The organism is Bacillus luti (assembly GCF_009739945.1).
Classification (GTDB): domain Bacteria; phylum Bacillota; class Bacilli; order Bacillales; family Bacillaceae_G; genus Bacillus_A; species Bacillus_A luti.
The window spans coordinates 77957-90711 of sequence record NZ_CP040336.1; the positions used below are offsets into that span (position 1 = coordinate 77957).

The following is a 12755-nucleotide window of genomic DNA, read 5'->3' on the forward strand; positions in this document are numbered from 1 at the left end:
GGAATGCATACAACTTTAGAAAGAGGTGCAATCATTGCACCTCTTCTCAACGTAGGAACACCGAGCGCGCGCTCAGTGATAAAAAGAAATGGGGGAAAGAAGAATGAGTAAAACAGTTATTTTAAGTGCAGCAAGAACACCGGTTGGGAAATTTGGAGGAACTTTAAAAGATGTGAAAGCAACGGAACTTGGAGGAATTGCAATTAAAGCGGCGCTTGAAAGAGCAAATGTTTCTGCTAGTGATGTTGAGGAAGTTATATTTGGAACGGTTATTCAAGGTGGACAGGGGCAAATTCCATCGCGCCAAGCGGCGAGGGCTGCTGGAATCCCTTGGGAAGTGCAGACGGAAACAGTGAATAAAGTTTGTGCATCAGGGCTTCGTGCGGTTACGTTAGCGGATCAAATTATTCGTACTGGCGATCAATCATTGATTGTAGCTGGTGGTATGGAGTCGATGAGTAACAGTCCTTACATTTTACGTGGGGCAAGATGGGGATACAGAATGGGCAACAATGAAGTTATCGATTTAAACGTTGCAGACGGTTTAACATGCGCATTTTCAGGTATACACATGGGTGTTTATGGCGGAGAAGTTGCGAAGGAAGATGGAATTTCTCGCGAAGCGCAAGATGAATGGGCATATCGTAGCCATCAGCGTGCGGTTGCTGCACACAAAGAAGGCCGTTTTGAAGCGGAAATTGTGCCAGTAACGATTCCACAAAGAAAAGGCGATCCTATCGTTGTTGCAAAGGATGAAGCGCCACGCGCGGATACAACGGTTGAAAAGTTAGCAAAATTAAAGCCTGTATTTGATAAGACGGCAGCAGTGACAGCTGGTAATGCTCCTGGCCTAAATGATGGCGGTGCTGCACTTGTATTAATGAGCGAGGACAGAGCGAAGCAAGAAGGAAGAACGCCATTAGCGACAATTTTAGCGCATACGGCAATCGCGGTAGAATCAAAGGATTTCCCAAGAACACCAGGCTATGCAATTAACGCATTGTTGAAAAAAACAGGCAAGACAATTGAAGACATCGATTTATTTGAGATTAATGAAGCATTTGCAGCGGTAGCAATTGCAAGTACAGATATTGCGGGAATTGACCCAGAAAAATTGAATGTAAATGGCGGCGCAGTGGCGATGGGACATCCAATTGGGGCAAGCGGAGCGCGTATTATCGTTACACTAATCCATGCACTTAAGCAGCGCGGCGGCGGAATTGGCATTGCTTCAATTTGTAGTGGTGGCGGTCAAGGTGACGCAGTGATGATTGAAGTTCATTAATTTTAGAATCTATATCGTTTATTAACAATTAAGGGGGAAGAAGAAATGGGTGTACAAAAAATTGTTGTAATTGGTGCAGGACAAATGGGATCGGGAATCGCACAAGTGTGTGCAATGGCAGGATATGACGTGAAGGTTCAAGATTTAAAACAAGAGCAATTAGATAGAGGGCTGGCTATCATTACGAAAAACTTAGCACGCCAAGTAGAAAAAGGACGTATGAAAGAAGAAGAGAAGGAAGCGACGTTAAATCGTCTTACAGTAACGCTTGATTTAGATTGTGTGAAAGAAGCTGATCTTATTATTGAAGCGGCTGTTGAGAAAATGGATATTAAAAAGAAAATTTTTGCGAATCTAGATGAAATCGCACCGGATCATGCCATTTTAGCGACGAATACGTCATCGTTGCCGATTACAGAAATTGCAGCGGTAACGAAACGTCCAGAAAAAGTAATCGGTATGCACTTTATGAATCCAGTTCCTGTTATGAAGCTTGTTGAAATTATTCGTGGTTTAGCTACGGATGATGCGGTATACGAAACGATTGAAGACATTACGAAGAAAATTGGGAAAGTTCCAGTTGAAGTAAATGATTTCCCAGGGTTTGTATCGAACCGTATTTTATTACCGATGATTAACGAAGCAATTTATACGTTATATGAAGGTGTAGCGACGAAAGAAGCGATTGATGAAGTAATGAAACTTGGTATGAATCATCCGATGGGACCGCTAACGTTAGCTGATTTTATCGGTTTAGACACATGTTTATACATTATGGAAGTGTTGCATGAAGGATTAGGAGATAGTAAATATCGCCCATGTCCATTATTACGTAAGTACGTAAATGCAGGATGGTTAGGACGTAAAACGGGCCGTGGTTTCTACGTTTACGAATAAATTCCTCCCTTTATTAAAATAGTGGTCTTACCAAATTGTTAAAAAGATATATAGCAAATGGAGGCGAAGTATATGAATTTTCATTTTACTGAAGAGCAGCAAATGATGAGGAAAATGGTTCGAGATTTTGCACAGAAAGAAATAGCTCCCTTTGTTCCTAGTATGGAACAAGGGGTGTTCCCGAAAGAAATTTTGCAAAAGATGGGTGAGCTTGGGTTAATGGGTATTCCAGCGCCTGCGAAATACGGCGGCGCAGAAATGGATTTCATTTCTTACATTTTAGCAATTGAAGAGATCTCAAAGGTAAGCGCAACGGTTGGTGTAATTTTAGCTGTACATACGTCAGTTGGTATGAATCCGATTTTATATTTCGGAACAGAAGAACAGAAGCAGAAATACGTTTCTAAACTTGCGACTGGTGAATATTTAGGTGCATTTGCATTAACAGAACCAAATGCAGGATCGGATGCAGGGAGTTTGAAGTCAAGAGCTGTAAAAAAAGACGATCACTACATTATTAATGGATCGAAAGTATTTATTACAAATGGGGGCGAAGCAAGTACATATATTGTATTCGCTTCTACAAATCCAGAGGCAGGAAAAAGTGGTATTTCCGCATTCATAGTAGAGAAAGATACGCCTGGTTTAATTATAGGAAAAGACGAGCATAAGATGGGGCTTCTTGGTTCACGTACAGTACAACTTACGTTTGAAGATATGAAAGTGCCAGCTGAGAATTTACTTGGGGAAGAAGGACAAGGATTCAAGGTGGCGATGGCAAATTTAGATGTTGGACGAATTGGAATCGGTGCACAGGCGTTAGGAATTGCTGAAGCAGCGCTTACATGTGCGATTGATTATGCAAAAGAACGAGAGCAATTTGGGAAGCCGATTGCGGCGCAGCAAGGGATTGGCTTCAAACTTGCAGATATGGCGACAAATGTGGAGGCTGCACGCTTACTTGTATATAGAGCTGCATCGCTTAGAGCACAAGGGTTACCGTGCGGGAAAGAAGCGTCTATTGCGAAATTATTCGCTTCTAAGACGGCAGTTGAAGTTTCGATTGAAGCGGTGCAAGTATTTGGTGGTTACGGTTATACGAAAGATTATCCAGTAGAGCGATTTTTCCGTGATGCGAAGATCACACAAATTTATGAAGGAACGAGTGAAATACAAAAACTTGTTATTAGCCGTGCTTTATAAAAGGACGAGGGGGAGACGGAGATGCATTTTAAACTATCAGAAGAACATGAAATGATAAGAAAAATGGTTCGAGACTTTGCTAAAAACGAAGTAGCACCAACAGCAGCGCAGCGTGATGAGGAAGAGAGATTTGATCGTGCCTTATTTGATCAAATGGCAGAGCTTGGCTTGACAGGTATCCCATGGCCTGAAGAGTACGGCGGAATTGGAAGCGATTACTTGGCGTACGTAATTGCAATTGAAGAGTTATCTCGCGTTTGTGCCTCTACAGGGGTAACACTGTCTGCGCATACTTCACTTGCTGGATGGCCAATTTTTAAATTCGGAACGGAAGAGCAAAAGCAAAAGTTTTTGCGACCGATGGCTGAAGGGACAAAAATTGGTGCATATGGTTTAACTGAGACAGGATCTGGATCGGACGCTGGTGGAATGAAGACAATTGCAAAAAGAGATGGAGACCATTACGTATTAAATGGATCGAAAATCTTTATTACAAATGGCGGCATTGCCGATATTTATGTTGTTTTTGCGTTAACAGATCCTGAATCGAAGCAGCGCGGTACGAGTGCATTTATTGTAGAAAGTAATACACCAGGATTTTCAGTTGGGAAGAAAGAAAGTAAGTTAGGGATTCGCTCTTCGCCAACGACTGAAATTATGTTTGAAGATTGCCGTATTCCTGTAGAGAACTTACTTGGAGAAGAAGGGCAAGGATTTAAGATTGCGATGCAAACATTAGATGGCGGTCGTAATGGTATTGCGGCGCAAGCGGTTGGTATTGCACAAGGGGCTTTAGATGCTTCTGTAGAATATGCAAGAGAGCGCCATCAGTTTGGGAAGCCGATTGCGGCGCAGCAAGGGATTGGCTTTAAACTTGCGGATATGGCAACGGATATAGAGGCGGCGCGCCTTTTAACATATCAAGCAGCTTGGCTTGAATCGGAAGGGCTTCCGTATGGGAAAGAATCAGCGATGTCAAAAGTATTTGCAGGTGATACCGCGATGAAGGTGACGACGGAAGCGGTACAAGTATTTGGTGGTTACGGTTATACGAAAGATTATCCAGTAGAGCGTTATATGCGAGATGCAAAAATCACACAGATTTATGAAGGAACACAAGAGATTCAAAGGCTTGTGATTTCTCGTATGTTAACGAAGTAGGAACGAAAGCGTAGGTATTTTCCTACGCTTTTTCCTTCCAAAAAATAATAGAGAGAGGTGAAGGGGATGGTTAAACATAACGTACATGCATCAGTAAAAGATGAGAAGTTAGTTGCGTTAAGGCGTGAACAAATGATTAAAGGTGCGGTGCAATTGTTTAAGCAAAAAGGATTTCCGCGTACAACAACGAGAGAAATTGCGAAGGCGGCGGGCTTTAGTATTGGAACACTTTATGAATATATTCGTACAAAAGATGATGTTTTATATTTAGTTTGTGATAGTATTTATGAACATGTAAAAGAACGGTTAGAGGAAGTAGTGTGTACAGAGAAGGGAAGTATAGAAAGTTTAAAGATAGCGATAACGAATTATTTTAAGGTTATGGACGAATTGCAAGAAGAAGTATTAATTATGTATCAAGAAGTACGTTTTTTACCGAAAGAATCTCTTCCATACGTATTAGAAAAAGAGTTTCAAATGGTAGGGATGTTTGAAAATATTTTAGAACAGTGTACAGAAAACGGAACATTTACATTAAATAATAAGGAAATACAGCTTCTTGCACATAATATTTTCATACAAGGACAAATGTGGGGATTTAGACGCTGGGCCTTGCAAAAATTATATACGCTCGAGGAATATACAGAAATGCAAATTAGGTATGTGTTGCAGGGGGCTCATATGCTTCCGAAATAAGGAATAGACAAATTATAATTTTATTGCCATATAAAAGTTTCCCGTTTTTTTTGTAGCATATTTGTGCGACTTTTGTTTATAATGAATAGTATGGATTTTTTTAAGCAGACCGTTATATATAAGGTTATATTTGATGAAAGGAAGTGCCGCATAAGTGAATTTTAAGCAATATTCACCAGAAGAGCTAAAAGAATGTTCAATGATTGAAGTTGTACATAGCGTTTTAGGGGATAAAAGACAAGCAACGACATTCAACGAGTTGGTTCAAGAAATCGCTCAAGTGCTGGGACTATCTCAAGAGCAAGTTAATGCGAAACTCGCACAATTTTATACAGATTTAAACATCGATGGACGTTTCATTAATTTAGGAGAAAATCGTTGGGGGCTACGCAGCTGGTACCCATATGAGCAAATTGATGAAGAAATCTTACCACAACCAAAACCGAAGAAGAAACGTAAAGTTGAAGAAGACGGTTTTGACGACTACATTGAAGAAGATGAAGACTTTGACGATGCAGACGGAAATGCAGATGAAGAAGATGATGTAGAAGATTTGGACAAGGTTCTTGAAGATGAAGACGGAGATGACGACGATCTTGATGATTTAGATGAAGATGATGAAGACTTCGCTGAAGAAGAACTTGAGTACGATGAAACTGAAGAAGAAGAAGAGGAAGAACTGTAGTTCTTGACTTTTCATTATCGTCCATGTAGAATCATTTTTGGGCTCTTTAAAAAAGGACGATAATACTTTTAAAGTGTAAATATAAAAGAAAATTGCTCCCTACTTATTACTTTATGTGATGAGGGGAGCAATTTTCTTTTTTGTTTTTTGTTTAGAAAATAAAAAGAGCCTAACAATAAGATAGATACAGTGTTATCTACATACGTTGCGCTTTGCAACGGTGATTATATAACAGCAAAGTAGAAGGGAGCTTTTTCATGACTAAGTATATTTTTGTAACAGGCGGTGTAGTATCGTCTTTAGGTAAAGGTATTACAGCAGCATCTCTTGGAAGACTATTAAAAAACCGTGGGTTAAACGTAACGATTCAAAAGTTTGATCCATACATTAACGTAGACCCAGGGACTATGAGCCCATACCAACACGGTGAGGTATTCGTAACAGATGATGGCGCAGAAACTGACTTAGACCTTGGTCACTATGAGCGTTTCATCGACATTAACTTAAACAAATACAGCAACGTAACAACAGGTAAAATTTACTCTTCAGTTCTTCAAAAAGAGCGTCGTGGTGAATACTTAGGAGGAACAGTTCAAGTTATTCCTCACATTACTAATGAAATTAAAGAACGTGTATACCGTTCTGGTCGCGAAACAAATGCGGACGTTGTTATTACAGAAATCGGTGGAACTGTTGGTGATATCGAGTCTCTACCATTCTTAGAAGCAATCCGCCAAATTAAGAGCGACATCGGTCGTGACAATGTAATGTACATTCACTGTACGTTAATCCCGTACTTAAAAGCAGCGGGTGAAATGAAAACAAAACCAACGCAACATAGCGTTAAAGAGCTTCGCAGCTTAGGTATTCAACCAAATATTATCGTTGTTCGTACAGAACTGCCTGTTTCTCAAGATATGAAAGACAAGCTTGCATTATTCTGTGACATCGATACAAAAGCAGTTATCGAAGCACGCGATGCAGATACTTTATATGCAGTTCCATTATCTCTTCAAGAGCAAAATATGGACCAAATCGTTTGTGATCACTTAAAATTAGACAATCCAGCTGCAGATATGACAGAGTGGACTGCGCTAGTTGATAAAGTACGTAACCTTTCTAAGAAAACAAAAATCGCTCTTGTTGGTAAGTATGTAGAACTTCAAGATGCATATATTTCTGTTGTAGAAGCACTTCGTCATGCAGGTTACTCTTTCGATACAGATGTAGAAGTGAAATGGGTAAATGCTGAGCACGTAACAGCAGAAAATGTACAAGAATTAGTAGGAGACACAGATGGTATCCTTGTACCAGGTGGCTTCGGCGATCGTGGTGTAGAAGGTAAAATCGTTGCAATTCAATACGCTCGTGAAAATAAAGTTCCATTCTTAGGAATTTGCTTAGGTATGCAACTTGCATCAATCGAATTCGCACGTAACGTATTAGGATTAGAAGGAGCTAACTCTTCTGAAATTAATCCTGACACACCTTATGCAATCATCGACTTATTACCAGAACAAAAAGATGTAGAAGACTTAGGTGGTACACTTCGTCTTGGTCTATATCCATGTAAGCTTTCTGAAGAAACAAATGCTTACAGAGCTTACAGTGAGCCGGTTGTATATGAGCGTCATCGTCATCGTTATGAGTTCAACAATCAATTCCGTCCGGATATGGAAAAAGCAGGATTTGTATTCTCTGGTACAAGCCCAGACGGCCGTCTAGTTGAAATCATTGAATTAAAAGATCACCCTTGGTTCGTGGCAGCACAGTTCCACCCAGAACTTGTATCTCGTCCAAACCGCCCACAACCATTGTTCCATGATTTCGTAAGTGCTTCTATTACGAATAAAGAGAGCAAGTAATAAAAAAAAGCGCCTGATTTCAGGCGCTTTTTTTAATATTCGTTTAACATTTCATCAATTGTAAATTTAATTCCGTGATAAGCAAATAAAGCTACAATTAAACTTGGGAATCCGTAGCGGTTACCTTCATCGTCTGGAATAAGACCTTTTAACAGTTTTGTATCAATATGTACATCTGTATATTGCTCTAATGATTCAGTACCCTCTTGAATAGCAGAGATGCCGACAATAGAGTGTCCATCTGCTTGAAGTTTTTTTGCGATTGCTACAACTTCTTCATCTGTTGAAAAACGGCTAATAAGAAGTACACGATCTGCAGAAGTTACTTCTACTTCTTTCCCATTTTCAAATAATCGTTTTGCTTGCTTCATTGGTTCAGCACCGAATAGCGCTTCAGCAACAACGCCTTCCATTTCATTTGTACCATGTAAATAAATGTAACCATCGCCAACTAGTGCTTGAGCAAGTAGACGAGCACTATCCTCTATATTCATTTCCTCTTTTTGAGAAACTCTGGAGAAATAACCACTTAATTGAGTTGAAAAAATTTTTAACATAATGTTACTCCTTTCGTACGTGTTTGCCGGTTTTCATTATAGTTTATTTTTTTAGAAAGGTGAAATCGTAGGTGGCATAACGAAATAGGAAACGGTAAAATAAGAAAGAATAGGAAGGAATTTGGCAAAGAATAGCGAAAATAAATCGATAAGATATAAGAAGCTGTAAATCTTGTACTTACACAGAAAGGTTGGGAGTTATGGAAGGGAAAATTTTAATCGTTGATGATCAATATGGCATTCGTGTGTTATTACATGAAGTGTTCCAAAAAGAAGGTTATCAGACGTTCCAAGCAGCGAATGGTTTTCAAGCTTTAGATATCGTGAAAAAAGACAATCCAGATTTAGTCGTATTAGATATGAAAATTCCAGGTATGGATGGTATAGAGATTTTAAAACATGTAAAGGAAATTGATGAGAGTATTAAAGTAATTTTAATGACTGCTTATGGAGAGCTTGATATGATCCAAGAAGCAAAAGATTTAGGAGCTTTAATGCACTTTGCCAAACCATTTGATATTGATGAAATTCGTCAAGCGGTGAGAGATCAGCTTGCTGTAGAGGCATAAAAAATGAATTTTTTATAAAAAATATGGAAAAAAGCGTTTACATGGACTATTGTGCAGGTGAATACGGTTGAGTTTTTGAGTACAAGTTGTTATCCTATGGAGTGTAGAAAAAAGTCCGGTATGTATATATACATATTTTACCTTATCCTGGTCATACTACCAGCGATAAGAACTTATCGGATACAAAAAACGTTTTTTAGGAGGATTCACCATGCCTTTAGTTTCTATGAAAGAAATGCTAAACAAAGCACTAGAAGGAAAATACGCAGTTGGTCAATTCAACATGAACAACTTAGAGTGGACTCAAGCTATCTTAGCTGCTGCGGAAGAAGAAAAATCTCCTGTAATCCTAGGTGTATCTGAGGGTGCAGCTCGTCATATGACTGGTTTCAAAACAGTTGTAGCTATGGTTAAAGCTTTAATCGAAGAAATGAACATTTCTGTTCCTGTAGCGATTCACCTTGACCATGGTTCAAGCTTTGAAAAGTGTAAAGAAGCAATCGATGCAGGTTTCACATCTGTAATGATCGACGCTTCTCACCACCCATTCGAAGAAAACGTTGAAACTACTAAAAAAGTAGTAGAATACGCACACGCTCGTAACGTATCTGTTGAAGCTGAGCTTGGAACAGTTGGCGGACAAGAAGACGACGTAATCGCTGAAGGCGTAATTTACGCTGATCCTGCAGAGTGTAAACACCTTGTTGAAGCAACTGGCATCGACTGCCTAGCTCCAGCTTTAGGTTCTGTACACGGTCCTTACAAAGGTGAGCCTAACTTAGGATTCGCTGAAATGGAACAAGTTCGTGACTTCACTGGTGTACCTTTAGTATTACACGGTGGTACTGGTATCCCAACTGCTGATATCGTAAAAGCTATCTCTTTAGGTACTTCAAAAATCAACGTAAACACTGAGAACCAAATCGAGTTTACAAAAGCTGTTCGTGAAGTATTAAACAAAGACCAAGAAGTTTACGATCCTCGTAAATTTATCGGACCTGGCCGCGACGCTATCAAAGCAACTGTTGCTGGTAAAATGCGCGAATTCGGTTCTAACGGTAAAGCGTAAGAATAAAATTCCGTTTTGGAAACCGTCTACTCTTTTAGACGGTTTCCTTTCGTTGTATAATGAAAGCGTGAACAAGTCGAAAGATTTTATAAAATGAATTTTTAAATCTTTAAATATAGAAAATAATGTGCATAGTCCTATTAATAAATGTGATAAGTATCTGATTTATAATTCGATGAATAGTTAACCTTCACCTATTTATACTACAGGGGCACTGTAGGTGATGGTTTTTAGGGTGGAAAGAGTAGTTGAGATTCTTAAGGGGAGCTTTCTATAAAGAAAATAGAAAGTAAATACATTCACAAGAAGGGAGCTCAATATGGAAAAATTGCTAATTGAAGGCGGAAGAGCTTTAAATGGAACAATTCGCGTGAGTGGTGCAAAGAACAGCGCCGTTGCACTAATTCCAGCGACAATTTTAGCAGATACTCCAGTAACTATTGGTGGTGTTCCTAATATTTCGGACGTGAAAATGTTAGGAGACTTACTAGAGGAAATTGGAGGGAAAGTAACTTATGGACAGGAGGAAGAGATGGTAGTCGATCCTTCTAATATGGTTGCGATGCCTTTGCCAAATGGAAAAGTGAAAAAATTGCGCGCTTCTTATTATTTAATGGGTGCGATGCTTGGCCGCTTTAAAAAAGCTGTTATTGGGCTTCCGGGTGGATGTCATTTAGGACCAAGACCGATTGATCAGCATATTAAAGGTTTTGAAGCGCTAGGTGCACATGTTACAAATGAACAGGGTGCTATCTACTTAAGAGCAGATGAATTGCGCGGAGCACGTATTTATTTAGACGTTGTTAGTGTAGGGGCTACAATTAATATTATGTTAGCAGCTGTACGAGCGAAAGGTAGAACTGTTATTGAAAATGCAGCGAAAGAACCTGAGATTATTGATGTAGCTACCTTGTTGACGAGTATGGGAGCACGCATTAAAGGTGCTGGTACAGATGTAATCCGAATTGATGGTGTGGATTCACTGCACGGTTGTCATCATACAATTATTCCAGATCGTATTGAAGCGGGTACGTATATGATTTTAGGTGCTGCGTCAGGAGGAGAAGTAACAGTTGATAATGTTATTCCTCAGCATTTAGAGTCAGTTACGGCAAAGTTAAGAGAAGCTGGTGTCCAAGTTGAAACGAATGATGACCAAATTACAGTGAACGGTGATAGAAGATTAAAAGTAGTTGATATAAAAACGCTTGTATATCCAGGTTTCCCAACAGATTTACAACAGCCGTTTACAACACTTTTAACAAAGGCGCATGGAACGGGTGTTGTAACGGATACGATTTATGGCGCACGTTTTAAACATATTGATGAATTACGTCGTATGAATGCACAAATTAAAGTAGAAGGTCGTTCAGCTATTGTAACTGGCCCTGTTTTACTGCAAGGTGCAAAAGTGAAAGCAAGTGATTTGCGAGCTGGAGCTGCGCTTGTTATTGCGGGGTTAATGGCGGATGGCATTACAGAAGTAACCGGACTTGAGCATATTGATCGAGGTTACGAAAATATAGTAGACAAGCTTAAGGGGCTTGGTGCAAACATTTGGCGAGAGCAAATGACAAAGCAAGAGATTGAAGAAATGAAGAACGCTTAAAGTGGTGATACTTCCGTTAATGGGGAGCGAAGAATCATCATTAGCGGAAGTACATTTTATAGAAAAATCCGGTTCACAAAATACGGCAGAAATATTAGAGACTTAAAGGAGAGGGATTATCTTGGAAAGAAGTTTATCTATGGAGTTAGTACGTGTAACAGAGGCTGCAGCATTATCATCAGCGCGTTGGATGGGACGCGGGAAAAAAGATGAGGCAGACGGTGCAGCAACATCAGCTATGCGTGATGTATTTGATACAATTCCGATGAAAGGTACAGTTGTAATTGGTGAAGGTGAAATGGATGAAGCGCCAATGCTGTATATCGGAGAGAAATTAGGTACAGGATATGGCCCGCGCGTAGACGTTGCAGTTGATCCTTTAGAAGGGACAAACATCGTAGCAGCTGGCGGATGGAACGCACTTGCTGTTATTGCAATCGCAGATCACGGCAATTTGTTACATGCTCCTGACATGTACATGGATAAAATCGCGGTTGGCCCAGAAGCGGTTGGGGCAGTCGATATTGATGCGCCTATTATTGATAACTTACGTGCAGTTGCGAAAGCGAAAAATAAAGATATTGAAGATGTTGTAGCGACAGTTTTAAACCGTCCACGTCATCAAGCAATTATTGAAGAAATTCGTAAAGCTGGTGCTCGCATTAAATTGATTAATGATGGAGACGTAGCTGGCGCAATTAATACTGCATTTGATCGTACTGGTGTAGATATTTTATTCGGTTCTGGTGGTGCACCTGAGGGTGTATTAGCAGCAGTTGCATTAAAATGTTTAGGCGGCGAGATTCACGGAAAACTATTACCGCAAAACGAAGCTGAATTAGCGCGTTGCAAAAAGATGGGCATAGAAGACATCAACCGTATCCTTCGCATGGAGGACTTAGTAAAAGGTGACGATGCAATCTTTGCAGCAACAGGCGTAACAGACGGAGAACTATTACGCGGTGTTCAATTTAAAGGTAGCGTAGGAACAACGCAATCCCTTGTTATGCGTGCGAAGTCAGGTACAGTACGCTTTGTAGACGGACGCCATAGCTTAAATAAAAAACCGAACTTGGTTATTAAATAAAAGGTGGAAGCGGCTCGCTCAGAATCGCAGGACATTGGAACTCTCGACCTTGAAGCGCTCTTTGCTTCGAGT

General features: G+C 39.9%; 11 protein-coding genes and 1 pseudogene. 11 read left to right on the forward strand and 1 reads right to left on the reverse strand.

The window, feature by feature from the left end:
• Positions 1–3 precede the first annotated feature (3 nt).
• From EUC40_RS00360 to pyrG, 7 genes and pseudogenes are all read left to right on the forward strand, one after another.
• Positions 4–1285, forward strand: a pseudogene (locus tag EUC40_RS00360) (acetyl-CoA C-acetyltransferase).
• A 45-nt stretch (positions 1286–1330) separates the two neighbouring features.
• On the forward strand, positions 1331–2182 hold the full coding sequence (locus EUC40_RS00365; RefSeq protein WP_071710803.1) for a 3-hydroxybutyryl-CoA dehydrogenase: 852 nt from the start codon (positions 1331–1333) through the stop codon (positions 2180–2182).
• A gap of 72 nt (positions 2183–2254) precedes the next feature.
• Positions 2255–3385: an acyl-CoA dehydrogenase gene (locus EUC40_RS00370; RefSeq protein WP_071710802.1), complete on the forward strand. Its 1131-nt coding sequence runs from the start codon at positions 2255–2257 to the stop codon at positions 3383–3385.
• A gap of 21 nt (positions 3386–3406) precedes the next feature.
• On the forward strand, positions 3407–4546 hold the full coding sequence (acdA, locus tag EUC40_RS00375) for an acyl-CoA dehydrogenase AcdA (protein WP_156573185.1): 1140 nt from the start codon (positions 3407–3409) through the stop codon (positions 4544–4546).
• A 66-nt stretch (positions 4547–4612) separates the two neighbouring features.
• Positions 4613–5242, forward strand: coding sequence for a TetR/AcrR family transcriptional regulator (locus EUC40_RS00380; RefSeq protein ID WP_071710800.1), 630 nt, complete (start codon positions 4613–4615; stop codon positions 5240–5242).
• Positions 5243–5396: 154 nt separating this feature from the next.
• Positions 5397–5927, forward strand: a complete 531-nt coding sequence (gene rpoE, locus EUC40_RS00385; RefSeq protein ID WP_071710799.1) for a DNA-directed RNA polymerase subunit delta — start codon at positions 5397–5399, stop codon at positions 5925–5927.
• Positions 5928–6184: 257 nt separating this feature from the next.
• Positions 6185–7792 (forward strand): CTP synthase, encoded by a 1608-nt coding sequence (gene pyrG / locus EUC40_RS00390; RefSeq protein WP_000170442.1) that lies wholly within the window; start codon positions 6185–6187, stop codon positions 7790–7792.
• A 32-nt stretch (positions 7793–7824) separates the two neighbouring features.
• Here pyrG and EUC40_RS00395 read toward each other — a convergent pair whose 3' ends face one another.
• On the reverse strand, positions 7825–8349 hold the full coding sequence (locus EUC40_RS00395) for a DUF2529 domain-containing protein (RefSeq protein WP_156573186.1): 525 nt from the start codon (positions 8347–8349) through the stop codon (positions 7825–7827).
• A 200-nt stretch (positions 8350–8549) separates the two neighbouring features.
• Between EUC40_RS00395 and spo0F the strand changes: the two genes are divergently transcribed.
• From spo0F to glpX, 4 genes are all read left to right on the forward strand, one after another.
• On the forward strand, positions 8550–8918 hold the full coding sequence (gene spo0F, locus EUC40_RS00400; RefSeq protein ID WP_000398592.1) for a sporulation initiation phosphotransferase Spo0F: 369 nt from the start codon (positions 8550–8552) through the stop codon (positions 8916–8918).
• 211 nt (positions 8919–9129) lie between these two features.
• The gene (locus EUC40_RS00405; protein WP_001131847.1) at positions 9130–9987 is read left to right on the forward strand and encodes a class II fructose-bisphosphate aldolase; all 858 of its coding nucleotides are present in this window, start codon (positions 9130–9132) and stop codon (positions 9985–9987) included.
• 319 nt (positions 9988–10306) lie between these two features.
• Positions 10307–11596: a UDP-N-acetylglucosamine 1-carboxyvinyltransferase gene (gene murA / locus EUC40_RS00410; RefSeq protein ID WP_000413252.1), complete on the forward strand. Its 1290-nt coding sequence runs from the start codon at positions 10307–10309 to the stop codon at positions 11594–11596.
• 121 nt (positions 11597–11717) lie between these two features.
• The gene (glpX, locus tag EUC40_RS00415) at positions 11718–12683 is read left to right on the forward strand and encodes a class II fructose-bisphosphatase (protein WP_000442336.1); all 966 of its coding nucleotides are present in this window, start codon (positions 11718–11720) and stop codon (positions 12681–12683) included.
• The last annotated feature ends 72 nt before the right edge of the window (positions 12684–12755 follow it).

Bases quoted from the DNA above. Each gene is read 5' to 3' on its own strand.
- EUC40_RS00365 (WP_071710803.1), top strand. From the start codon at position 1,331: ATGGGTGTACAAAAAATTGTTGTAATTGGTGCAGGACAAATGGGATCG.
- EUC40_RS00370 (WP_071710802.1), top strand. From the start codon at position 2,255: ATGAATTTTCATTTTACTGAAGAGCAGCAAATGATGAGGAAAATGGTT.
- acdA (WP_156573185.1), top strand. From the start codon at position 3,407: ATGCATTTTAAACTATCAGAAGAACATGAAATGATAAGAAAAATGGTT.
- EUC40_RS00380 (WP_071710800.1), top strand. From the start codon at position 4,613: ATGGTTAAACATAACGTACATGCATCAGTAAAAGATGAGAAGTTAGTT.
- pyrG (WP_000170442.1), top strand. From the start codon at position 6,185: ATGACTAAGTATATTTTTGTAACAGGCGGTGTAGTATCGTCTTTAGGT.
- EUC40_RS00395 (WP_156573186.1), bottom strand. From the start codon at position 8,349: ATGTTAAAAATTTTTTCAACTCAATTAAGTGGTTATTTCTCCAGAGTT.
- spo0F (WP_000398592.1), top strand. From the start codon at position 8,550: ATGGAAGGGAAAATTTTAATCGTTGATGATCAATATGGCATTCGTGTG.
- EUC40_RS00405 (WP_001131847.1), top strand. From the start codon at position 9,130: ATGCCTTTAGTTTCTATGAAAGAAATGCTAAACAAAGCACTAGAAGGA.
- murA (WP_000413252.1), top strand. From the start codon at position 10,307: ATGGAAAAATTGCTAATTGAAGGCGGAAGAGCTTTAAATGGAACAATT.